17 protein-coding genes are annotated in these 21,934 nt (G+C 69.6%); 9 read left to right on the top strand and 8 right to left on the bottom strand.

Annotation, left to right across the window (positions count from 1 at the left end; genetic code table 11):
• Positions 1–37: 37 nt before the first annotated feature.
• On the bottom strand, positions 38–304 hold the full coding sequence (locus tag ACTWQR_RS51415; RefSeq protein WP_443234260.1) for a protealysin inhibitor emfourin: 267 nt from the start codon (positions 302–304) through the stop codon (positions 38–40).
• Between the two features lie 57 nt (positions 305–361).
• Complete coding sequence (locus ACTWQR_RS51410; RefSeq protein ID WP_443234259.1) at positions 362–1,435, bottom strand: M4 family metallopeptidase; 1,074 nt, start codon at positions 1,433–1,435, stop codon at positions 362–364.
• Between the two features lie 422 nt (positions 1,436–1,857).
• On the opposite strand from ACTWQR_RS51410, the gene leuA reads away from it, so the two are divergent.
• From leuA to ACTWQR_RS51385, 5 genes are all read left to right on the top strand, one after another.
• Entirely contained in the window at positions 1,858–3,579 is a 1,722-nt protein-coding gene (gene leuA / locus ACTWQR_RS51405) for a 2-isopropylmalate synthase (protein ID WP_443234258.1), read from the top strand.
• A 173-nt stretch (positions 3,580–3,752) separates the two neighbouring features.
• Positions 3,753–4,472 (top strand): TerB family tellurite resistance protein, encoded by a 720-nt coding sequence (locus ACTWQR_RS51400; protein ID WP_443234257.1) that lies wholly within the window; start codon positions 3,753–3,755, stop codon positions 4,470–4,472.
• A gap of 186 nt (positions 4,473–4,658) precedes the next feature.
• On the top strand, positions 4,659–6,752 hold the full coding sequence (locus tag ACTWQR_RS51395; RefSeq protein ID WP_443234256.1) for an MMPL family transporter: 2,094 nt from the start codon (positions 4,659–4,661) through the stop codon (positions 6,750–6,752).
• Between the two features lie 61 nt (positions 6,753–6,813).
• Positions 6,814–8,100 (top strand): sensor histidine kinase, encoded by a 1,287-nt coding sequence (locus ACTWQR_RS51390; protein WP_443234255.1) that lies wholly within the window; start codon positions 6,814–6,816, stop codon positions 8,098–8,100.
• A complete protein-coding gene (locus ACTWQR_RS51385) occupies positions 8,097–8,765 on the top strand; it encodes a response regulator (RefSeq protein WP_443234254.1) in 669 nt (222 codons plus the stop codon). The genes ACTWQR_RS51390 and ACTWQR_RS51385 overlap by 4 nt, the downstream gene beginning before the upstream one ends.
• Positions 8,766–8,916: 151 nt before the next feature.
• Here the strand turns inward: ACTWQR_RS51385 and ACTWQR_RS51380 are convergent, their stop codons facing one another.
• From ACTWQR_RS51380 to ACTWQR_RS51360, 5 genes are all read right to left on the bottom strand, one after another.
• The gene (locus ACTWQR_RS51380) at positions 8,917–9,852 is read right to left on the bottom strand and encodes a dihydrodipicolinate synthase family protein (protein WP_443234253.1); all 936 of its coding nucleotides are present in this window, start codon (positions 9,850–9,852) and stop codon (positions 8,917–8,919) included.
• A 45-nt stretch (positions 9,853–9,897) separates the two neighbouring features.
• Positions 9,898–11,040, bottom strand: coding sequence for an oligopeptide/dipeptide ABC transporter ATP-binding protein (locus ACTWQR_RS51375; RefSeq protein WP_443234252.1), 1,143 nt, complete (start codon positions 11,038–11,040; stop codon positions 9,898–9,900).
• Position 11,041: 1 nt separating this feature from the next.
• Positions 11,042–13,060: a dipeptide/oligopeptide/nickel ABC transporter permease/ATP-binding protein gene (locus tag ACTWQR_RS51370; RefSeq protein WP_443234251.1), complete on the bottom strand. Its 2,019-nt coding sequence runs from the start codon at positions 13,058–13,060 to the stop codon at positions 11,042–11,044.
• A complete protein-coding gene (locus tag ACTWQR_RS51365; RefSeq protein ID WP_443234250.1) occupies positions 13,057–14,019 on the bottom strand; it encodes an ABC transporter permease in 963 nt (320 codons plus the stop codon). Before ACTWQR_RS51365 ends, ACTWQR_RS51370 begins: the two co-directional genes overlap by 4 nt.
• 215 nt (positions 14,020–14,234) lie before the next feature.
• Positions 14,235–15,866 (bottom strand): ABC transporter substrate-binding protein, encoded by a 1,632-nt coding sequence (locus tag ACTWQR_RS51360; protein WP_443234249.1) that lies wholly within the window; start codon positions 15,864–15,866, stop codon positions 14,235–14,237.
• A 340-nt stretch (positions 15,867–16,206) separates the two neighbouring features.
• On the opposite strand from ACTWQR_RS51360, the gene ACTWQR_RS51355 reads away from it, so the two are divergent.
• Together ACTWQR_RS51355 and ACTWQR_RS51350 are read left to right on the top strand one after the other, a co-directional pair.
• Positions 16,207–16,968: a FadR/GntR family transcriptional regulator gene (locus tag ACTWQR_RS51355; protein ID WP_443234248.1), complete on the top strand. Its 762-nt coding sequence runs from the start codon at positions 16,207–16,209 to the stop codon at positions 16,966–16,968.
• Positions 16,965–17,405, top strand: a complete 441-nt coding sequence (locus tag ACTWQR_RS51350; RefSeq protein ID WP_443234247.1) for a protein-tyrosine phosphatase family protein — start codon at positions 16,965–16,967, stop codon at positions 17,403–17,405. The genes ACTWQR_RS51355 and ACTWQR_RS51350 overlap by 4 nt, the downstream gene beginning before the upstream one ends.
• A 144-nt stretch (positions 17,406–17,549) precedes the next feature.
• On the opposite strand, the gene ACTWQR_RS51345 is transcribed toward ACTWQR_RS51350, so the two are convergent.
• Positions 17,550–18,122 carry a class I SAM-dependent methyltransferase gene (locus ACTWQR_RS51345; RefSeq protein WP_443234246.1) on the bottom strand — a complete coding sequence of 191 codons (573 nt, stop codon included), beginning with the start codon at positions 18,120–18,122 and terminating at the stop codon, positions 17,550–17,552.
• 55 nt (positions 18,123–18,177) lie between these two features.
• On the opposite strand from ACTWQR_RS51345, the gene ACTWQR_RS51340 reads away from it, so the two are divergent.
• Positions 18,178–19,023 carry an AraC family transcriptional regulator gene (locus tag ACTWQR_RS51340; RefSeq protein ID WP_443234245.1) on the top strand — a complete coding sequence of 282 codons (846 nt, stop codon included), beginning with the start codon at positions 18,178–18,180 and terminating at the stop codon, positions 19,021–19,023.
• Positions 19,024–19,170: 147 nt separating this feature from the next.
• Positions 19,171–21,753: a DUF6185 family protein gene (locus tag ACTWQR_RS51335; RefSeq protein WP_443234244.1), complete on the top strand. Its 2,583-nt coding sequence runs from the start codon at positions 19,171–19,173 to the stop codon at positions 21,751–21,753.
• Positions 21,754–21,934: the final 181 nt, after the last annotated feature.

Below are 21,934 nucleotides of genomic sequence, written 5' to 3'. Positions count from 1 at the left end.
CGGTAACGGAAGTCAACGCCTGGGCGTGAACTGCGAGTTACGCCCCTTCCTTGAGCACCTTCGAGATCAGCTTCCGCTGCTCGTCCGTCAGCCGGGGATCCGCGCAGTACACCGTCTTCCCGTCCACGGTGATCTGGTAGCTGAAGCCGTCCGGAACCCCGATCGGGGGCGTTCCCCGGCCGGACGCGATCGCCCGCTCGGCCAGGGACTGCCACTCCTGGGCGTCGGCGCGGCCCGAGGTCTCCACCTCGGCGTGCCGGTCGATACCCGCGAATCCGCCCGTGCGCCTCACCTGAATACGCATGGTTCCTGTCTAGTACGAAACGGATGCCCGGGCCACTTCAAAGGGTCCGCACCCCGATTACAGGGTCCGCACGCCGACCTGCTCCCAGCCCTTCGTGACGGCCTGCAGTTCCTCGCCCTCGCCGTACGAGGCGCGCGCCTTGGCCACGGTCAGGGTCGCGAAGTCCGTGAAGCTCGCCTGCGAGCCCAGCTCGCCGCCGGTCAGCACCTCGTACCAGATCTGTCCGGCGCGCTCCCAGGCGTGCCCGCCGAGGGCGTTGGCGACCAGGTAGAAGGCGTGGTTGGGGATGCCGGAGTTGATGTGGACGCCGCCGTTGTCGCGGCCGGTGCGGACGTAGTCGTCCATCGTCGCGGGCTGCGGGTCCTTGCCGAGCACGTCGTCGTCGTACGCCGTGCCCGGCGCCTTCATGGAGCGCAGCGCCTTGCCGGTGACGCGCGGGGCGAGCAGCCCGGCCCCGATCAGCCAGTCGGCCTCGGCGGCGGTCTGGCCGAGCGTGTACTGCTTGATGAGCGAGCCGAAGACGTCCGACATGTGCTCGTTGAGCGCGCCCGGCTGGCCGAAGTACGTGAGGTTCGCCGTGTACTGCGTGACGCCGTGGGCGAGTTCGTGGCCGATGACGTCGACCGGGATGGTGAAGTCGAGGAAGATCTCGCCGTCACCGTCGCCGAAGACCATCTGCTCGCCGTTCCAGAAGGCGTTGTTGTAGTCCTCGCCGAAGTGCACGGTCGCGTTCAGCGGCAGTCCGTCGCCGTTGATCGAGTTGCGTCGGTACGCCTTCAGGAAGAGTTCGAAGGTCGCGCCGAGACCGGCGTACGCGCGGTTGACCGTGGCGTCCTTGCCGGGCTTGTCGCCCTCGCCGCGCACCTTCTTGCCGGGCAGCTCCTGCTTGTGCCTGGCGTCGTGGATCGTGCGGTTCGGCTTGTCCTCGGCGGCGGTGGCCTTCGGCGGGGCGAGGGCGGGCGCGCCGAGGACCGCGGTCATGCGGCGGTGGGTGCGCTCGAAGGCGTCGTGCTCCAGTGTGCGGCGTGCCTTGCCTGCGAGGGCGGGGTCCTCGGCCTGGGCCAGGGTGTCGAGGACGTGGGGTGGAACGATGGTGCAGAAGACGGGCTCGAAGCCCCCGTTGGTCGTCATGCCCGGCACCCTTGCACTGTGTGACCTGGCTGTCACTAGGGGCAACCATGATTGGTGAAATGCGGGGATTGGGGCGCCGCGGGGGTGGGCTGTCGTGTTAGGGGTGCGGGTTCGTTGTGGCTGGTCGCGCCCACGCGGCGGGGCCGCACAATGTCACAGCCCCGCGCCCCTGAGGGGCGCGTCGGTGTGCCCCTGTGTGACCTTGTGCACCTTTTGTGTCGCATTTCCCGGGCGTCCCGCATACTGATACGACCCCTCGTACGGAGTGAGGCTCGGATAGCATGCGGAGCACTATGCGTTTTGGGCTGCTCCTCCTTAGCTGCCGCGGCGAGGGCCTGTAAGTCGAGGCCGACCCCCTCCCCGCGGAGTCTGGCGTTGCGCCGTCGGCCGTCCTTCCGGACACCACGAGGAGCCCTCGCATCATGGCGAACCGCCAGCAGCCCACGTCCATGCCGATCCACAAGTACCGCCCTTACGAGCAGGTCGACATCGCCGACCGTACGTGGCCGGACAACCGGATCACCGTCGCCCCCCGCTGGCTCTCCACCGACCTGCGTGACGGCAACCAGGCCCTGATCGACCCCATGTCGCCCGCCCGCAAGCGCGAGATGTTCGACCTGCTGGTCAAGATGGGCTACAAGGAGATCGAGGTCGGCTTCCCGGCCTCCGGTCAGACCGACTTCGACTTCGTGCGCTCGATCATCGAGGAAGAGGGCGCGATCCCGGACGACGTCACGATCTCCGTACTGACCCAGGCCCGCGAGGACCTGATCGAGCGGACCGTGGAGTCCCTGGTCGGCGCCAAGCGCGCCACCGTCCACCTGTACAACGCGACGGCCCCCGTCTTCCGCCGGGTCGTCTTCCGCGGCTCGAAGGACCAGATCAAGCAGATCGCCGTCGACGGTACGCGGCTGGTGATGGAGTACGCCGAGAAGCTGCTCGACGAGCGGACCACCTTCGGCTACCAGTACAGCCCCGAGATCTTCACCGACACCGAGCTGGACTTCGCCCTGGAGGTCTGCGAGGCCGTCATGGACGTCTGGCAGCCCGGCCCGGACCGCGAGATCATCCTCAACCTGCCCGCCACCGTGGAGCGTTCGACCCCCTCCACGCACGCGGACCGCTTCGAATGGATGTCCCGCAACCTGTCCCGCCGCGAGTACGTCTGCCTGTCCGTCCACCCGCACAACGACCGCGGTACGGCCGTCGCGGCGGCCGAGCTGGCCCTGATGGCCGGCGCCGACCGAATCGAGGGCTGCCTGTTCGGGCAGGGCGAGCGCACCGGCAACGTCGACCTGGTCACCCTGGGCATGAACCTGTTCTCGCAGGGCGTCGACCCGCAGATCGACTTCTCGGACATCGACGAGGTCCGTCGCACCGCCGAGTACTGCAACCAGATGGACGTCCACGCCCGCCACCCGTACGTCGGCGACCTCGTCTACACCTCCTTCTCCGGCTCCCACCAGGACGCCATCAAGAAGGGCTTCGACACCATGGAGGCCGACGCCAAGGCCAAGGGCGTCACGGTCGACGACATCGAGTGGGCGGTCCCGTACCTGCCGATCGACCCGAAGGACGTCGGCCGCTCCTACGAGGCCGTCATCCGCGTCAACTCGCAGTCCGGCAAGGGCGGCATCGCGTACGTCCTGAAGAACGACCACAAGCTGGACCTGCCGCGCCGGATGCAGATCGAGTTCTCGAAGCTCATCCAGGCGAAGACGGACGCCGAGGGCGGCGAGGTCACGCCGAAGGACATCTGGGCGATCTTCCAGGACGAGTACCTGCCCAACCCCGAGAACCCGTGGGGCCGTATCCAGGTGCGCAACGGGCAGTCCACGACGGACAAGGACGGCGTGGACACGCTGACCGTCGAGGCCGAGGTGGACGGCGTCGAGACCACCCTGGTCGGCACCGGCAACGGACCGATCTCCGCGTTCTTCCACGCGCTGCAGGGCGTCGGCATCGACGCACGTCTCCTGGACTACCAGGAGCACACGATGAGCGAGGGCGCCTCCGCGCAGGCCGCCTCGTACATCGAGTGCGCGATCGGCGACAAGGTTCTGTGGGGAATCGGCATCGACGCGAATACGACACGCGCGTCACTGAAGGCCGTCGTCTCCGCCGTCAACCGCACGACACGATAAGGACGTTCACCTGCGCTTCTCCGGTCCCGTCCGCCACACAGGCGGGCGGGACCGTGGGCGCTTATCCGGCCATGTCGTGCGGTGGTCTCGCCCGGGGTACTGACTCCGCATCGACAATGTGGCTAACATCACGCCAACGCGGCGATGTTGCCGCGGCGTTACGGAGGTGCGACGTGCTGCCTGGATGGGGACGAAACGAACGATTTGTCCGGAACGGCGCCACTGGCGCCACCGGCGTTTCGCGCATCCTGGGATCCCGTACGGCGTGGACCACCGTCGGCGACGGCGAGTTCTTCTGCCCCGGCTGCGGAGGCGACCGAAACTACCAGCGCCTCACCGGCCGCCGCCGCTTCACCTTCTTCGGCGTCCCGCTCCTGCCGCGCGGCGAGACGGGCCCCGTCGTCGAGTGCGCCGCCTGCCGCCACCACTACAGCGCGGACGTCCTCGACCACCCCACCACGACCCGCTTCTCCGCGATGCTCCGCGACGCCGTCCACACCGTCGCCCTCGCCGTCCTCGCCGCCGACGGCAGCTGCGCCCGTACGTCCCTGGAGACCGCCGCCTGCGCCGTCCGCTCCGCCGGCTTCGACGACTGCTCGGAGGACCAGCTCGCCGCTCTCGTCGAGGCCGTCGTCGCCGACACCGGCCGCGTCCTCGGCGAACCCTGCGGACCCGGCCTGGCCATAGAGCTCCACGAGGCCCTGGACCCGCTGGCCCCCCACCTCGCCCCCACCGGCCGCGAGGCCATCCTCCTCCAGGGCGCCCGCATCGCCCTCGCCGACGGCCCCTACACCCCCGCCGAACGCGAGACCCTCGTGACGGTGGGCTCGGCGCTGACGATCTGCGCGGACGACGTGACCAGGCTGCTGGCGGCGGCACGTACGCCGTCGTAGGGCGCCGGAAAACGCCGTCGTAGGACGCCGGCGCGTACTCCCTCCTGTTACTCCCCCGGGAGTAATCCGCCCCCGCGGTCACCCCCCGCCGTACCCCCGGCCTCGCCCTCCCGCCCGACGACTCGGGCGCCCCACGCCGGGAGTCTGGTCATGTCCAGACACCGGTTCAGGAGGGGGGATCCCGACATGGGGTCCGGAAAGACAACCACGCGTACGCGGCGACGAGCTGTGCCCTGGGTGCTGCTCGGGCTCTGGGTGGGCCTGCTCGCCTTCGTGAGCCCGTTCGCGTCGAAGCTGTCCGACGTGCAGCACGACCGAGCCGTGGACTATCTGCCGGCGAGTGCGGACTCGACCCAAGTGGCCGAGATCGAGGAGCAGTTGCCGGGGGGTGAGACGACCGAGATCGTGCTCGTCTACCACCGGGACGGCGGGCTCACCGCGGCCGACCGTACGACGGCGCGGCAGCAGGTCGACGAGATCGCGGGCGCGAACCGGCTGACCGGAACCCCGAAGGGCGTGCCGTCCGAGGACGGGACCACCCTGATGTACCCGGTCGCCAGCAACGAGCCCGGGACCGACGAGGAGCTCCGGGACGCGTTCGTCAACGACGTACGGGATGTCGCCCACGGGGAGGGCGGGCTGAGCGTCGACGTGGGCGGCCCGGGGGCGCTGGCCACCGACGCCGGTGAGGTCTACAACTCGCTCGACGGCCCGCTGCTCTACACCACCGTCGGCGTGGTCGCGATCCTGCTGATCATCATCTACCGCAGCCCCCTGCTGTGGCTCGTGCCGCTCGCCGTCGCGGGCGTCGCCAACTACCTCTCGATGGGCGTCGCCTACGGCCTCCACTCGGCCTTCGGCACGACCATCTCCGGCCAGAGCACGGGCATCATGACGATCCTCGTGTTCGGCGCGGGCACCGACTACGCGCTGCTGCTGATCGCCCGCTACCGGGAGGAACTGCGGCGCACAGAGCGGCCGTACGACGCGATGCGGGCCGCCCTGCGCGGCTGTGGCCCTGCCGTTCTCGCCTCGTCCGGCACGGTCGCCGTGGGACTGCTGTGCCTGCTCGCCGCCGACCTCAACAGCAGCCGCGGCATGGGCCCGATGGGCACCGTCGGCGTACTGTCCGCGCTCCTCGCGATGCTGACGCTGCTGCCCGCGCTCCTTGTGCTGTTCGGCCGCCGGGTGTTCTGGCCGCTGGTGCCCGCGTTCGGGAGCCGGCCGAAGGAGCGCAGGTCGCTGTTCGCCGCGATGGGCAGTTCCGCCGGGCGGCGGCCGCTGGCCGTGCTCGGGGGCGGAGTGGTCCTGCTCGGCGCCCTCGCGCTGGGCATGCTGAACCTGCCCGGGACGGTCAAGCAGGAGGACTCCTTCGTCGACAAGCCCGACGCGGTCGTCGCGATGGAGACGCTCGCCGCCGCCTATCCCGAGCGGAGCAGTCAGCCGATCAACGTGATCACCCCCAGCGGACAGGCCGACGACACGCTGGCGAAGGTGCGCGACCACGACGGCGTCGCCAGCGCCGAGCGCGGGCGCAGCGGAGACGGCTGGACGGAGATCTCCGTCGTCGCGAAGGACGCGCCCCAGTCGGCGGGCGAGACCGCCACGATCAAGTCCCTGCGCTCCCAGCTCGACGGCTCCTACCTCGGCGGTCCCAGCGCCGAGCAGCTCGACCTGAAGGGCACCAACTTCAGCGACATGAAGATCGTCGTGCCGCTCGTTCTCGCCTCCGTGCTGCTGATCCTGGTCGCGCTGCTGCGCAGCCTGGTCGCGCCACTTCTGCTGGTGGCCGCCGTGGTCGCCGTGTGGGGCGCGGCGCTCGGCATCGGCGGGCTGGTCTTCGGCCCGGTCTTCGGGTTCGAGGGGACCGATCCGGGGCTCGGACTGCTGTCCTTCGTGTTCCTCGTCGCCCTCGGCGTCGACTACGGCATCTTCCTGATGCACCGGATGAGGGAGGAGTCCCTGGCGGGCGTCGAACCGGTGACCGCCGCGCTCACCGCGCTGCGGACGACGGGCGGTGTCATCGCCTCCGCCGGTCTCGTCCTCGCCGCGACCTTCGCCGTGCTGATGAACATGGGCCTGGTGCAACTGGTCGAACTGGGCTTCGTGATCTCCGTCGGAGTGCTGCTCGACACCTTCCTCGTACGGACGTATCTGGTGACCAGCGCCAGCGTCGCCCTGCGGCGGAAGGTGTGGTGGCCGGGGCGGCTGTCGCAGGCGCCGGAGCCGGACGCCGGCTCGTCGCCGCCGACCCCGGAGCGGGAGCCCGTCGGTGCCTGAGCCCAGGCCGACAATGATTGGGGCCCGCCTCCCTCGCGGAGGCGGGCCTTCCCCCCGGAAGATGACCCCCGTGCAGGCAACTGAGAAGCTCACCTTCGCCGAACGGTTCCGCGTCGGCAGCGGACCCGACGGCCTCCGCTACGACGCCTGCCTCGCCCTTGGCCTGGCGGTTGTCGACTCCGTGCTGGCCCTGTACGTCAAGGACGGCAGCCGACCCGACGCCCTCGGCTGGACCCTGCTGCTCGCCTGCCATGTGCCGATCGTGTGGCGCAGGCGCAGCCCGATGCTGGTGCTCCTCATCATGGTGGCTCTGGTGGCGCCGTACCACGCGCTCGACAACAACCACAGCGCCCCTATCGCCCCGACCATGGTGACCCTCTACACGGTCGCCGCAACCAGGACGGCCCGCCGCACGCTGATCACCGGCTCCATCGTGGTCGTGGTGACGCTGATCCTCAACGCGCTCACCAACCTCGACGGGATGGTGGAGTTGCTGCGGATCTCCGGCTGGATCGTCGCCGTCCTGGTCTTCGGCGGATACGTCCGCGTCCACCGCCAGTACATCGCCTCCGTCCTGGAACGCGCCGAGCGCGCCGAGCGTACGCGCGAGGAGGAGGCCCGGCGCCGCGTCGCCGAAGAGCGGCTGCGGGTCGCCCGGGACCTGCACGACCTGCTCGCCCACAGCATCACGCTGATCGGCGTGCAGACCTCCGTGGCCGCGCACGTGCTCGCCGCCGACCCGGAACGGCTCGACCGCACGGCCGTCGCCCAGGCGCTGGACGACATCGCGGAGACGTGCCGGACGGCCCGGGGGGAGTTGCGTACGACGCTGGAGGTGCTGAGGGGGCAGGACGTGGACGTCGGGGCAGGGGCGGGGCTGGGCTCCGGGGCAGGGCCCGGAGCCCAGGGCTGTCGCGGCCCCCTGCCCGGGCTCGACGGGCTGCCCGATCTCGCGGAGGCGGCCAGGCTCGCCGGAGCCAAGGTCGAACTGTCCGTGCGCGCGGACGGCGTACCGCCCTCCGTGGGAGCCGCCGCCTACCGGATCGTGCAGGAGGCGCTCACCAATGCCGTACGCCATGGACGCCGCGACGATCTCACGGTCCGGGTGGGCCTGTGGACCGCGGACGGCGCCCTGCGGGTGAGCGTCACGGACGATGGCGCGGGTGGATCCCCCGCGGCGGGAGCGTCGGCCGGGGCGGGTGGGTCCGACGGCGCGCCCGGGTTCGGGCTCGTCGGGATGCGCGAGCGGGCCCGCAGCGTGGGCGGCACACTGGACGCCGGCCCGAGGCCCGCCGAGGGCTTCGAGGTCGTCGCCGCGCTGCCGCTGCCCCGGGAGGACGCCCGATGACGATCCGCGTACTGCTCGCCGACGACCAGACCCTCGTCCGGGCCTCCTTCGCGATGCTCGTCGCGTCGGCCGGGGACATGGAGGTCGTCGCCGAGGCGGGTACCGGGCGGGAGGCCGTGGAGCTGGCCCGGTCCGCGCGGGCCGATCTCGTCGTGATGGACATCCGCATGCCGGACCTCGACGGGATCGAGGCGACCCGTCTCATCGCCGCCGACGATGATCTCGCCGGGGTGAAGGTGCTCGTCCTGACGACGTACGACACCGACGAGCACATCGTCGAGGCGCTGCGGGCCGGGGCCTCCGGCTTCCTCGTGAAGGACATCAGGCCCGCCGAGCTCCTCGACGCCATCCGGACGGTGGCCGCGGGGGAGTCCCTCCTCTCGCCCGGGCCCACCTCGCGGCTCATCGCCCGCTTTCTGCGCGCGCCGCATGCCGCGACGTCCCCGGCCGGTGGGCCGGGCGGGTTGTCCGAACGGGAGCGGCAGGTGCTCACGTTGGTCGCGCGCGGGCTCAACAACACGGAGATCGCGGAGGCGTTGGAGCTCAGTCCGCTCACCGCGAAGACTCATGTCAGCCGGATCATGGGGAAGCTGGGGGCTCGGGACCGGGCGCAGCTGGTGATCGTGGCGTATGAGTCGGGGCTTGTGATACCTGGGGCTGTCTGAGTCCGGGGGAGCGGATCTACGGGTTCCGGGGCTGGGCCTGGGGCTCCTCTCCCCTTCTCCGGCTCTCCGTCCCGACCGCGCGTCAGTCCGTCCACGGCGATCTGGCGCAGTACGCACGCGGGAGCGTCCTTCACCAAGGCGAAGACATCCCTTACAGCAACCCCGCCCCCGCCAGATACTTCCCCACCCGCTCAACCTCCCCCGCCGACAACGGAACCTGCGGCTCGGCGGTAACCGGACAGTCGATAACCCCTCGCAGGTACAGCGCCGCCTTGAACGCCCCGAGCCCCGACGAACTCCCACCCATCCGCCCCGAATCCCCCACCCGCACCATCCCGAACAACGCGCACAACCGCTCCTGTTCGGCCCGGGCCCGCTCCCAGTCCCCCTCACGGCAGAGGCGGTACAGCCGCGCGTATCCGTGCGGATCCACATTCCCCAGCCCGGGCACGGCCCCGTCCGCCCCCATGGCCAGCGCCGTGTCGACGACAAGCTCGGACCCGGTGAGGACAGAGAACCCCGAGACGGCGGGGTGCGCGCGAGCCCCGGTCACGACGGCCCGGAAGCCCCCCTGGTCACCACTGGAGTCCTTCAGCCCGGCCAGTACCCCCTCCGAGGCCAGCTCCAGCACCGACTCCGCGCTCAGCTTGGAGTGGACGGACACGGGGAGGTCGTACGCGAAGACCGGCACCGAAGAGCGCGAGGCAATGAGCCGGTAGTGGCGGGCGATCTCCGCCGGGTGGGTACTGGTGTAGAAGGGTGCGGTGACGACGACGGCATCGGCGCCCGCTTCGGTCACGTACCGGACGTGGTCCAGGACGCGAGGAGTCGTCATGTCGATGGCCCCGGCCAGCACGGGCAGTTGGCCGGCGACATGGCCGACGACCGCTTCGACGACGAGCTGACGCTGACGGTCCGTCAAGTACGCTGCCTCTGACGACGAGCCGAGCACGAACAGCCCGTCCACGCCGCCCTCCACCAGGTGGTCCACCAGCCTGATCAACGACGGTACATCCACCTCGCGGTCCGGTGTCAGGGGCGTGCAGACGGGCGGGACGACACCGGTCAGCGGGGCGGGAATGGTCATCAAGGCTCCCTGGGAGTGCTGCGGATCTGGTCAGATCCAGTCAGGTCAGGTCTGCTTCTGGGCGGGGATGTCGGCCATGGCGGTGGCCTCCGGGACGGTGGCGACGGCCTGTGCCACGAGGTCACGCGTGGACTGACCGTCCTCCACCGGATGGTGGCACCGGAAGCGGTGCCCCGCGGCCGACGACACGGCTGCCACCGACGCCGGTGCCGCCGACGCCGACGCCGCTGCCGACGACACCGCGGCCTCGAAGTCCGGCATCACGTCCGCGCACACCGAGTCCGCCTTCCAGCACCGCGTCCGGAACGGACACCCGCTCGGCGGCCGCGTCGCGGACGGCACCGGCCCGACCAGCGGAATCGGGTCGATGGGGTCCAGAAGTCCCGGCGTCGCCGAGAAGAGGGCGCGCGTGTACGGATGCCGGGCCCGGTCCGTCACCTCCTCGGCCGGGGACTCCTCGACGATCCGGCCGAGGTACATCGTGATGACACGGTCACTCATCCGCCGGACCGTCTGGATGTCGTGCGAGACGAAGACGAGGGCCAGGCCCAGCCGTTCCTTCAGATCCAGGAGCAGGTTCAGGATCTGGGCGCGCACCGACACGTCCAGCGCGCTCGTCGGCTCGTCCGCCACCACCAGGTCCGGGTCGAGGGCCAGCGCCCGCGCGATGGCGACACGCTGCCGCTGCCCGCCCGACAACTGCCCCGGCAGCCCGTCGGCCAGCACCTTGGGAAGGCCCACAAGGGACATCAACTCCCGTACGCGCTCCTCCCGCTGCGGGACCGTTCCGCGCTTGTGGACGTCCAGGGGGTCCCGCAGGATCTGCCGTACCGTCAGCCTGCGATTCAACGCCGTCGACGGGTCCTGGAAGATCATGCCGGTGCCGGCGCCCACCGAGGCCCGGCGCTCTCCCGGCTTCATCGTCCACAGGTCGCGGCCACCGAAGGACACCGTCCCGGACGTCGGCTTCTGCACGCCCACCAGCACCTTCGCGAGCGTCGACTTCCCGCAGCCGGACTCGCCGACGACGCCCACCGTCTCGCCGGGCGCGATGGTGAGGTCGGCGCCGGTGAGGGCGTACACGCGATCCCGCGCGAACAGGCCGCCGGTGCGCGCCTTGTGGACGACGTGGGCGTCGGACAACTCGATGAGAGGGCTCGCGAGTTGACGGTTTTCGACTTGGCTCATGTCACGGCCTCGCTTCCGTCGGCTCGCTCGGCTCGACCGGCCCGGCAGCGGGCAGGGCGATCGCCGGGTGATGGCAGGCGACCTCGTGGCGGTGGCGCGGGCCAACCAGTCGCGGCGCCGTCGTACGGCACACCTCCGTCGCCATCGGGCACCGGTCGGCGAACCGGCATCCGGCGGGGAAGTCGGCCGGCGACGGTACGACCCCCTTGATCTGGGTCATCCTCTCGGCCGCCGACTCCAACGACAGGACACTGCCCAGCAGCCCGCGCGTGTAGTGGTGGGACGGGGATTCCACGAGGTCCGCCGTCACTCCCGTCTCGATGATCTGGCCCCCGTACATCACGACGACCCGGTCGGTGACGTCCGCGACGAGGGCCAGGTCGTGCGAGACGAGGATCAGGGCGAAGTCCAGCTCGGCGCGCAGGCGCAGCAGCAGCTCGATGATCTGCGCCTGGACCGTCACGTCCAGGGCCGTGGTCGGCTCGTCGGCGACGATCAGCTTGGGGCTGCGGGAGAGGGCCATGGCGATGAGGACGCGCTGGCGCTGGCCCCCGGAGAGTTCGTGCGGGTAGCTGCGCAGGGTGCGTTCGGGGTCCAGGCCGACCAGTTCCAGGAGTTCGGTCGAGGAGCGCTTGCCGCCCCTCCGTACGACCTGCTTCAGCTGGGCGCGGATCGTCATCGCCGGGTTCAGGGAGGAGAGGGCGTCCTGGTAGATCATCGCCATGTGGTGGCCCAGGAGCCTGCGGCGTACGCGCATCGGTTCGCCCACCAACTGCCGCTGGTCGAACCGGACATGGCCGCGCACCCGAGCCCCCTTCGGCTCCAGGCCCATCACCGCGAGCGCGGTCAGCGACTTGCCGCAGCCCGACTCGCCCACCAGGCCCAGGACTTCACCGGGCTGTACGTCGAAACTGATGCCGTCGACGATGTCCACACCCCCGTGGCGGGCGTCGAAACCGATGGCGAGGTTCTCGACGCTGAGCACCGGTCGGCCGTCCGGGTCGGGCAGTGGCCGGGCCCGGGTGCGCAGTCGGTGGGCCGCCTCCGTCAGGCCCGGCAGCTCCAGGACCTTTCCGCTGCCCGGCTCGGGGGCCTCGAGCCGGTCCTTCTCCTGCTGTGCCTCGGGGACGTCCCGCGCGGCAGGCGCCGCCCACGCGTCCGAGACGCCCTCGGAGAGGATGTTCAGCGACAGTACGGTGACCAGCATCAGCAGGCCAGGGAAGACGGTCGCCCACCAGCCCCCGGTCAGCACCATGTTCTTGCCGTCCGCGATGACACTGCCCCAGGACGGGTCCGGCGGCCGCACACCCGCGCCGATGAAGGACAGCGACGCCTCGAAGACGATCGCCTCGGCGACCTGCACCGTGCAGAACACCAGCACCGGGGCGGCGCAGTTGATGGCGACGTGCTTGAGCACGATGTGGGGTGTACGCGCGCCGATGACCCGCTCGGCCGTCACATAGTCCTCGCCGTACTGGTCCATCACATTGGCCCGTACGACCCGTGCCATCGGCGGCATGTAGAGGAAGGCGATCGCGCCGATGAGGATCGGGATGCTGCCGCCGAACACCGCGACGAACACCGCCGCGAGCGCGATCCCCGGGAACGCCATGATGATGTCCAGGCAGCGCATCAGCGTCTCGTCGACCGCCTTGCGCGAGGTCGCCGCGATCGCACCGAGCACCGCGCCCACGACGAGCGCGAGACCGGTCGCGCCCAGACCGATCGCGAGGGACCAGCGCGCCCCGTACATGAGGCGGCTGAGGATGTCGCGGCCCAGGCTGTCCTGGCCCATCCAGTGCGAGCCGGAGGGGGCGCCCTCGCCGTTCCCGTTGTCGATCAGGGGTGCCTGGTCGAGCGGGTCGTGCGGGGCGATCAGCGGGGCGAGCAGAGCCGTCAGGACGACGATGCCGATGACGACGACGGCGATCCGCGAGATCAGGGGAAGCCGCCTGAAGCCCCTGAGGCGGATGCCGGGCCGGGCGAGGGCCGCCGCGAGCCGCGTACGCGAAAAGGTCATGCTTCGGCACTCCTCAGACGCGGGTTGACCAGCAGATAGAGGATGTCGATGACCAGGTTCACGATCACGAACCCGAGCGCGATGGTGAGGACGCCCCCCTGCACGACGGCCGGATCGCCGTTCTTCACGGCGTCGATCATCAGCTTCCCCATCCCCGGCAGATTGAAGATCGTCTCGATGACGACCGCCCCGCCGAGCAGATAGCCGACGCGCAGGCCCAGGACGGTCAGCGGGTTGATGAGCGCGTTGCGCAGTACGTTCCGGCCCACCACGACCACCGGCGGCAGACCGCTCCCGATGGCCGTCCGTACGTAGTCCTTGTCCAACTCCTCGACCACGGCGGTCCGTACGATCCGGGTGAGCTGCGCGGCCACCGGCAGCGACAGCGCGAACGCGGGCAGCGTCATGGTCTTCAGCCAGCCGGAGAGCGAGTCCCCGGGGTTGATGTAGCCGCTGGTCGGGAACCAGCCGAAGTCCACCGCCAGGTACTGGATCATCAGCAGCGCCAGCCAGAAGCCGGGCGCCGCGACGCCGGTGAGCGAGACGATCCGGATCAGCTGGTCGGGCAGCCGGTCCCGGTAGATCGCGGCGGTGACCCCACCGAGCAGGGACAGCACCACCGCGATGCCGAGCCCCAGGAACGTCAGCTGCATGGTGAGCGGCAGCGCGGTGGTGACCTGGTCGACGACGGGCGCCCTGGTCAGCGCGCTGACACCCATGTCGCCGCGGAGCAGGTCCCCGACGAAGTCGACGTAACGCACCGGGAACGGATCGAGCAGCCCGTTGCGCTCCCGGAAGTCGTGCAGTTGCTGCTCGGTGGGGTTCGCGCCCTGGTAGTACGCGGAGGCCGGATCGCTGTCCGAGAACCGCATCACCAGGAAAACGAACAGGACGATCCCGAGCATCAGCGGAACGAGCAGGGCGATACGGCGGGCCAGAATTCTGACGATCGCGACCACGGATACTTCTCTCCTCGCTGATTCCGGCTCCTCGTCAAATCCGCCTGATCGGCAAGCGCCCCTTCAGCGGCGCGGGGCTGTGACATATGCGGCTCCGCCGCGATGGAGGTCCCCCCGCTCATGGGGGTCCCCCCGCTCGAGCGAAGCCGAGAGCGGGGGAGAAGCCGAGAGTGGGGGAGCGACCAGCCCATGAGGCCCGTAGCGTCCATACGGCGCTAAGACACCCACTTCGCCTGGAGCACGTTTATCCCCGGGTACGGTTGCGGCCGGATACCCGTGAGTTCCTTCGCGTCCCAGGCGGTGATCAGCTCGTTGTGGACGACCGGGTAGATGACGGCGTTCTCCGCGACGACATCGATGTACTCCTGCGTCATCTGCTTCTTCTTCTCGGCGTCGGGTTCCTGCGTGGCCTGGTCCATCTGCTTGAAGAGATCCTTCGCCACGGAGTTGTTCTCCCAGCGGGCGTATCGCATCCAGGTGTTGCCGGGGCCGTAGTTGTAATGCATGATCAGGTCCGCGTCGAGACCGAACTGATTGGGATTCGAGGCGGCCGCGACCACCTGGAAATCCTTCTTCTGATCGAGCTTCGTGAAGAGAGCGGCCGTTTCCTGCGGCTCGAGCGTCGTTTTCACCCCGATGGCGTCCCACGAGGCCTTGATGGTCGGCAGACAGTCCACGATCCAGCTCACGTTGACCGCCATCAGGTTGACCGTCAGCCCGCTGACCCCCGCCTCCCTCAGGAGCGCCTTGGCCTTGTCCGGGTCGTACGCGTAGACGGTCTTCGCCTTCCGGTACGTCGGATTTCCCTCGTTGAGATACGACGTCGCCGGCTTCCCGTGACCGCGCAGCGCCGCCTGGATCATCTTCTCCGTGTCGATCGCGTGATGCAGCGCCTGCCGCACCCGTACGTCGTCGAACGGCTTGTGGGCGGTGTTGAAGAGGAGGAAGAGGTGATTCATCCCCGCCCCGCCCTCGACCTTCATGCCGCCCTTTTCCAGCTGGGAGATATTGGCGTACGGAATGTTGTCGGAGATCTGCGCGCCCGCGCTCGAACCCGAGATCTTCGCCACGCGCGGCGCGGCGTCCACGATCGTCAGCCAGTTCATCTTCTTGAACGCGGCCTTGCGCGGCCCGTTGTAGTCGGCGAACGCCTCGAAGGTGGTGTTGGACTTCGGGTGGTGCGCGACCTGCCGGTACGGTCCCGAGCCGACCGCTTTCCCTGTCGTCGCCTCGTCCAGCGCCCCCGCTTTCGAGAACACGTGCTTGGGCATGATCTTGGCGAGCGTCAGCCGCTGAGCCCCGTCGGGGAACGGAAACCTGAGGACGAGTTCCACCGACTTCTCGTCGACCTTCCGCACCTCCTTCAGCCAGGACGCGAAGAAGTTCTTGGCGAGCGTCGTCGTCTCGGGATCCAGCACCCGCTCGTACGTGAACACGACGTCGTCAGCGGTGACGGGCTGCCCGTCGTGCCACTTCGCGCCCTCCCGCAGCGTGAACCTCCAGGTCGTCGCCGCGAGGTCCGCCGGGATCGAGGTCGCCAGGGCCGGGTACGGCTCGCGGCTGATCGGGTCCGTGTCCAGCAGCCCCTCGTAGACGTGGTGGTTGGCGGCCATCGAGAACGCCGAGGCCGTCATCAGCGGGTCCCAGCTCTGGTCGTTGCCGTAACCGATCACCGCGGTGAGCGTCCGGTCGCCGCCCTCGCCGTCGCCGCCCGTCTCGTTCGTCGACTCCGGCCCCGACGAGCAGGCGGAGAGCGTCGAGGTGATCGCGGCGGCCGCGCCCAGGGCGCCGGAGTACTTCAGGAACGACCGGCGGTGCAGCGCCGGTGCGGGGGTCGCGTCGCGCACGGTTCCTCCAGCCAGGAGTGGGAGATACGACGTCCTACGTCATAGGTGCAGCGTGACCATAAGAGGGCCCGTGGGGGCGGTCAAGGGATCGCGCACGAATGCGGTTTCTGCCAGAGGTGCGACCAATGTCGGGGTGAAATATGGTCAGTTGACGGGCGATCAGCGGCCCCTCCGTGTCCGGTCCGGCCCGCTCCGAGCCCGGTACTGGCTGGCTCCGCGCCCGGCATTGGCCCGCCCTGCACCCGGCACTGATCCGCTCCGTGCCTGTTCAGTACCCGCTCGGCGGGCGATCCTGCCCAGAGGTGGGACGTGGGACGTCCACGCGCGTACGATGCGGCGCATGTCTGAGCGGCGCATTTCCGACGAGCCCAGGAACTCCCTCGCCCGGGCGCGCTCCGCCGGCGAGCGGCGGGTCAGCGGCCAGATCCAGCGCGAGGTCATGCAACTGATCCTCGACCGCAGGCTCCGGGCCGGCGCACCCCTGCCCACCGAGACGGAACTGATGGAGTCCCTCGGCGTCAGCCGCAACTCCGTCCGCGAGGCCCTGAAAGCACTCCAGGCCCTCGACATAGTGGAGATCAGACACGGCTACGGGACGTACGTCGGCCAGGCCTCCCTGACCCCGCTCGTCGACGGCCTCACCTTCCGTACCCTGGCCCAACAGGGCGACGACACAAGCGCGTTGACGGAGATACTCCAGGTCAGGGAGGTCCTGGAGGAGGGGCTCATACGCCGCGTCGCCGGCGTCCTGACCGACGAGGAGCTGGAGCGGCTGGAGACCGTGGTGACGCGGATGGAGGAGGCCGGCCGTGCGGGCCTTCCCTTCCCCGAACTCGACCGGGAGTTCCACGAGTTGCTCTACGCGTCCCTCGGCAACGCCCTGGTGCCCCAGCTGTTGGGCGCCTTCTGGACCGTCTTCCGGCGGGTCGCCGGCGTACGCGGCTGGACGGACGACCCGACCCCCGACATGACCGTGCGTCGGCACAGGGACATAGTGGTCGCCCTGAGGGCGCGGGATGTCGAGGGAGCGCAGAAGGCGATGGCGGTACATTTCCGGGGGATCGAGGCCAGGGCGGCACAGGAGTCACGGGGGGTCGGATGAACGGTCTTTGGGACGAGGGGGCGACCGGCGTACTGCGGCTGCCGTCCGGGCGCCTGGTGCGGGGCCGGGGGGTGCGGCGCGGGCTCGAGCCCACTGCGGTTCGCCCGACGTACGGCGTGTACCTCCTCGGCAAGCAGCCGACCGAAGTCCCCTGGGAGACACGGTGGTTGAGGTGGCCGGACTTCTGGCTGCCCCGCGACCGGGCGTACGCGCGGAAGGTTCTGACGGAGTCCTGGGAGCGTGCGGGAGTCTCCGCCGAGCGCGTAGAGATCGCCTGCGGAGGCGGCCGCGGCCGGACGGGCACGGCCCTGGCGTGCCTGGCCGTCCTGGACGGCGTACCACCCGACGAGGCGGTGTCGTTCGTACGCCGGCACTACGACCGCCATGCCGTGGAGACACCGTGGCAGCGGACGTACGTACGCCGGTTCGCGGAGTGAGAACGGGCGGCGCCGTGTGAACACGCCGAGAGGCCGAGCTCGAACTGGCGCTGGGAGCCGAAGCAGGCCTTCCACGCGCTGGCCCGGCACTACGGCAGGGCGCGCTGCTGAGGCTCCCGTCGAAGCTCGAAGGGGGCAAACAGTTCAAGGACGTTCGGCGCGGAAGCGGACTGCGCCGGATTTCGGATGCTGATCCATCGACACGTTCTCGAAGCCGGCTTTCGCCAGCCGCCCCGGAAGCCCGTCCGGAGGCACCGTGTTCATCGTGTCGCGGAAGTGCAGCACCCGGAAACCGAAACTCGGCTGGCTGTCGCACCCCGCGAAGACACCCCCGGGGCGCAGCACGCGGTGCGCCTCCGCGAAGATCCGGTCCTGCTGGGCGGCCGTCGGCACATGGTGGAGCATCACAAAGCAGACGACGGACGAGAAACTCTGGTCCGGCAGCGGCATCGCGGCCCCGTCCGCGTGGACGATCCGGGCCCGGTCGCCCCACTTGCGCTCCAGCAGGGCCGCGGTGGCCTCGTCGATCTCGACGGCCGTGACACGGGGAACCTGTTCGATCAGTACGCGCAGATTCGCCCCGTACCCCGGACCGATCTCCAGTACGTCGTCGCCGAGGCGTACGTCCTCGAGGGCCCAGGGAAGGATGAGGTCCTTCGTGGTCCGCGCCCACTTCTCGGAGCTGCAGAGTTTGCGGTGTGCTCGGTTCATCGGCATAAGGCGACGGTACGAACGGGACCACCGTGTCCGACACGGGCTACGCTGCCGTCTCATGTCGCCAGACGGACAGGCAGACGGACAGGGAGGCGGAGGCGGAGAGGGGGACGGACGGGCAGGCGGACGGGGAAACGGACAGGCAGCCGGCCGTCCGGCCGGACGGCCGACCGCCACCGCGATCTTCATCGGCCACTTCGCGATGCCGAGGGGAAGCGGATTCGGCCGACACTGGCACACGTTCCACCAACTCGCCTGGGCCACCAAGGGGTTGCTGCGGGTGAGCAGCGAGCGCGGCGCCTGGCTGCTGCCGCCCTCGCTGGCCCTCTGGATCCCAGCCGGGCTGCCGCACGCCACGGAGGCCGAGGGCGACGCCGTCATGCGGAGCCCGTACATCGACCCGGCCGCGTCCCGGGGGATCGAGTGGACCGAGCCGACGGTCGTGTCCGTGGGCCCCCTGCTCCGGGCTCTCATCGACCACCTCGTACGCACCGACCTCGCCCCGGACGCCCGGTCCCGCGCCGAAGCCGTACTCCTCGATGCCCTGCATCCAGTACCGGTGACGAGCGTGTCCGTGACCGAGCCCCGGGATCCGCGTACGCGGACGGTTGCTCGCGCGCTCGCCGAACACCCGGCGGACGGACGGCCGTTGGCGGAGTGGGGCACCGAAGTAGGCGCCAGCGCCCGCACGCTGGCCCGCCTGTTCGTCGCCGAGACGGGGCTGGCCTTCGGACAGTGGCGGGAGCAGCTGCGCATGCGAGCCGCGATGCCACTGCTCGCCGAGGGCCTGACGACGGAGGCAGTGGCCCGGAGGGTCGGTTACGCCTCCGCCAGTTCCTTCGTGGCGGCGTTCCGACGGGTTGTGGGAGTTACGCCTCGGCAGTACTTCCCGGTGCGCGGCTGATCAGGTCTTCATACCGGGGTGGAGGGGGTATGTGTCTCCGGTACATGCGGGGCCTGGGGGCGCAGGTCAGGCGGGCGTGCATCAAAGCCGAGGGGGAGCCTGTTGGGGCGGGGGCTGCGAAGAGTTCTTCTGCTGGTGTGCCTGGCGGTGTCCTTAGCCCTGTCGGGGCTCGGACTGGAGGGAACCGCCTGGGCACAGTATGAGGACTGTGCATCGAAGCAGTTGAAGAGCGCGAAGGCGACGACCTCGGTGTCGATCAAGCACGACGGCGAGGACTATACGAAGGCTGATACCCGGCTCGTCGTGGAGGTGCCCAAGTCCTGGAGACTTGCACCGGACCTGCTACTCAACGGAGACACCGAGCGGTACCGGGCGGCCATGCGGTGCGTACTGCGCCACCCCGACGACCCGTATCCGTACCGGGACACGGAATGGCGCCCGTGGCCGCCCAAGGTGACGATCCAGAAGAAGTCGATCACGGTGGAGCACCGTGCCGTCACGTACGTGGACGCCGTGCGGGACCGGGACTTCGGGCCGTGGCGCATCACCGTCGGCAAGCGGCTCTGGACGCTTCACCTGGCGCGTCCGCCTGCCTTGGACAAGGCCTGGTGGCAGGAGATCACGGTCGATCTGGGCGGACGCGCGGCACGCAGCGTGTCCCCCACCCCGACCAAGGGCCCGGTCAACACCCAACTGACCTGGACCCAGGAGAAGGACGCCAAGCCGCCCGACGTGCGGATCCAGATCCAGCCACCGGCGACCAAGGCACAGGCTGCCCTGGCGAGCGAGCGCCCCTGGTACCTCGTGGGATCGCTGACCTTGCTGTCGTACGACCTCTTGCTCTTCCCCGTGCTTCTCTTCCTGGTGAGAAGGCTGCGCGACAAGCCGGTGTCGTCGTCGCCGACCCCCGAGGAGGAGGCCACCCGGCGGAATCTGTTCCTGTGGGCCTGTCTCATGTTCGCCGCAGTGCTCGCCTTCGAGGTGGATGACCAAGCACCCCGCTTCCTCGGCGACCACGAGGTGTTCATGTGGTGGCCGGACCACAGGGTCGCCGTCCACCTGGTGATCTCGACGCTCGCCGGAGGCTGCCTGATCCTGTTCGGCAGACCCCGCCGGGCAGCCGGGGCAGCCGCGTCGCTCGCCGCCGCGTACATCGGAGTCGTGGCGAGCGCACCCGGATGGTTCGGGCTGCCCGCCGACCACTGGCTTTCCACGGAGAACGTCGCCGACATCGAGCGCTTCACACAGACATGGGGTTTCCTCTGGTTCGGGCTGGCGTGCGGTTGCCTGATCTTCGTCTGGATGGTGGGTGTCACCGCGTCCCTGACACGGCTGCGCCGGGCGGTTGACGTCCAGGCTCTCGGAACGGCGCCCCGAGGTGACTTCCCCCACTGGGTGCTCGCCGTGTGCGCCGCCGTCGCGGTCGTCCTCACGGCCATGAGCATCTGGGCCTCGCAGAACCTGTGGAAGCAGCAAAGTTGGCTGAGTATCGGTGACAGCGACGACGAGTACGTCCGCTGGCACATAGCGGAGCTCTACAACAACTTGGCGTGGTTGCCCTCCGACCTGCCCGACTGGTTCCACTACTGGATCTGGTGGCTGAGCCTGATCGGTGCGCTCGTCGCCGTTCTCCGGGCCCGCGCCGAGGCCCCCGGCGCTTCGCCCGTCAATCCTGGGCCGACGGAACTCCTGGTCATCAACGTGTTCTACGTGGCGGGGATCGTGCCGACTCCCGGCTGGGTCGCGGGCTTCGCAATGTGGCTGGTGTCCGTGCCGTCCATCCTGCTCGCCCTCTATCTCCTCCTCGCCCTCGGGAAGCCGCGCTCGGTGCTGGCGCGCGATCTCATTCCGGGGATGCCCCTGCACTCGGTGATCGAGGACTCCGACCGCGGCTGGCTGATCGAGTCGGCGCGCACGTACCGGGATCTGCATGCGCAACTACGCCGTCTGGAGCAGGGGCAGCAGGACGGCATTGAGCGAGCCCAATTGGAGCAGAAACTCGATGACTTGCACCGCTGGACTCCCCCCGGCGCCACAGTCCCGTATACCGGCGCACCGCTGCCGGACTCGGTGGACTCCGTGGAACTGGCACTGGCGTGGGGACCACGCGCTACCTGGTGGCACAATGCCTGCCGCGCCGCGTTCTTTTCGGCACTGATCGCCCTGCCTGCCACCGCTGTCGGTCTCTGGGTGGAGCAGATCCGAGGGCCCTTGTGGGGAGACAACTTCAACGAGCGGTTCGGCTTCGCCGACCTTCTGACGCAGGTGATCGGTTCACAGGCAGGCTGGGCGGGTGCGGGCTTCGTCCTGGGCGCGCTGTGGCGCGTGCTGCCCGGTCGGCGCGGGCCCACGAAGGCGCTGGGCCTCTCCCTCGTATACGCCGCTCCGGTGGCCGGGCACTGGGTCCTCACCAAGGCTTTCGACCAGTTCTTCGGCAATTGGGCGCTGGACGCGGCACTGACCCTGCTCATCCTCACCCTGACCGGGGTCGCCATGGACATCGACACGTTCCGTCAGGAGGGGCACTACTGGCCGACGAAAGCGGCGCTGCTGCTGTCTGTGTACCAACTGCGCACAGCCTCGGTGCAGTTGGCGTTCTTCGTGGCCCAGCTGGTGGCGCTGGTGAGCATCTGGCAACAGCTGAAAGGGAACGACCCGATGGTCCTGATCCAACCGAAGACTCCGAGCGAGACGTCCGGAGGGGGCCCGGAAACCGGGAGCTCCCCGTGATCCACTGCCCACTGCCCACGAGCCGTGCTCTCGTATGAACGCTACTCAGGCGCGACGCGGTGACCCTGCCGGACCGTGCCGCGTGCTCTGAGGTGAACGTGGGGGCCGCCCGCTTCTTGGTCAGTGTCGTGCTTCCACGGGTCGGCCGAGGGGGCGGTGGGGAGGGAGGGCGCCCGGGGTC

It is taken from the genome of Streptomyces sp. 2A115 (assembly GCF_052245575.1).
Lineage (GTDB): Bacteria > Actinomycetota > Actinomycetes > Streptomycetales > Streptomycetaceae > Streptomyces.
The sequence above is the reverse complement of the archived record's forward strand: the minus strand, read 5'-3'. Positions and strand labels throughout refer to the sequence as shown.

Excerpts from the sequence above, each read along its gene's own strand:
- ACTWQR_RS51355 (WP_443234248.1), top strand. The coding sequence starts at position 16,207 with ATGTCTGAGCGGCGCATTTCCGACGAGCCCAGGAACTCCCTCGCCCGG.
- ACTWQR_RS51345 (WP_443234246.1), bottom strand. The coding sequence starts at position 18,122 with ATGCCGATGAACCGAGCACACCGCAAACTCTGCAGCTCCGAGAAGTGG.
- ACTWQR_RS51350 (WP_443234247.1), top strand. The coding sequence starts at position 16,965 with ATGAACGGTCTTTGGGACGAGGGGGCGACCGGCGTACTGCGGCTGCCG.
- ACTWQR_RS51390 (WP_443234255.1), top strand. The coding sequence starts at position 6,814 with ATGACCCCCGTGCAGGCAACTGAGAAGCTCACCTTCGCCGAACGGTTC.
- ACTWQR_RS51340 (WP_443234245.1), top strand. The coding sequence starts at position 18,178 with ATGTCGCCAGACGGACAGGCAGACGGACAGGGAGGCGGAGGCGGAGAG.
- ACTWQR_RS51375 (WP_443234252.1), bottom strand. The coding sequence starts at position 11,040 with ATGAGCCAAGTCGAAAACCGTCAACTCGCGAGCCCTCTCATCGAGTTG.
- leuA (WP_443234258.1), top strand. The coding sequence starts at position 1,858 with ATGGCGAACCGCCAGCAGCCCACGTCCATGCCGATCCACAAGTACCGC.
- ACTWQR_RS51370 (WP_443234251.1), bottom strand. The coding sequence starts at position 13,060 with ATGACCTTTTCGCGTACGCGGCTCGCGGCGGCCCTCGCCCGGCCCGGC.
- ACTWQR_RS51385 (WP_443234254.1), top strand. The coding sequence starts at position 8,097 with ATGACGATCCGCGTACTGCTCGCCGACGACCAGACCCTCGTCCGGGCC.
- ACTWQR_RS51410 (WP_443234259.1), bottom strand. The coding sequence starts at position 1,435 with ATGACGACCAACGGGGGCTTCGAGCCCGTCTTCTGCACCATCGTTCCA.
- ACTWQR_RS51395 (WP_443234256.1), top strand. The coding sequence starts at position 4,659 with ATGGGGTCCGGAAAGACAACCACGCGTACGCGGCGACGAGCTGTGCCC.
- ACTWQR_RS51380 (WP_443234253.1), bottom strand. The coding sequence starts at position 9,852 with ATGACCATTCCCGCCCCGCTGACCGGTGTCGTCCCGCCCGTCTGCACG.
- ACTWQR_RS51415 (WP_443234260.1), bottom strand. The coding sequence starts at position 304 with ATGCGTATTCAGGTGAGGCGCACGGGCGGATTCGCGGGTATCGACCGG.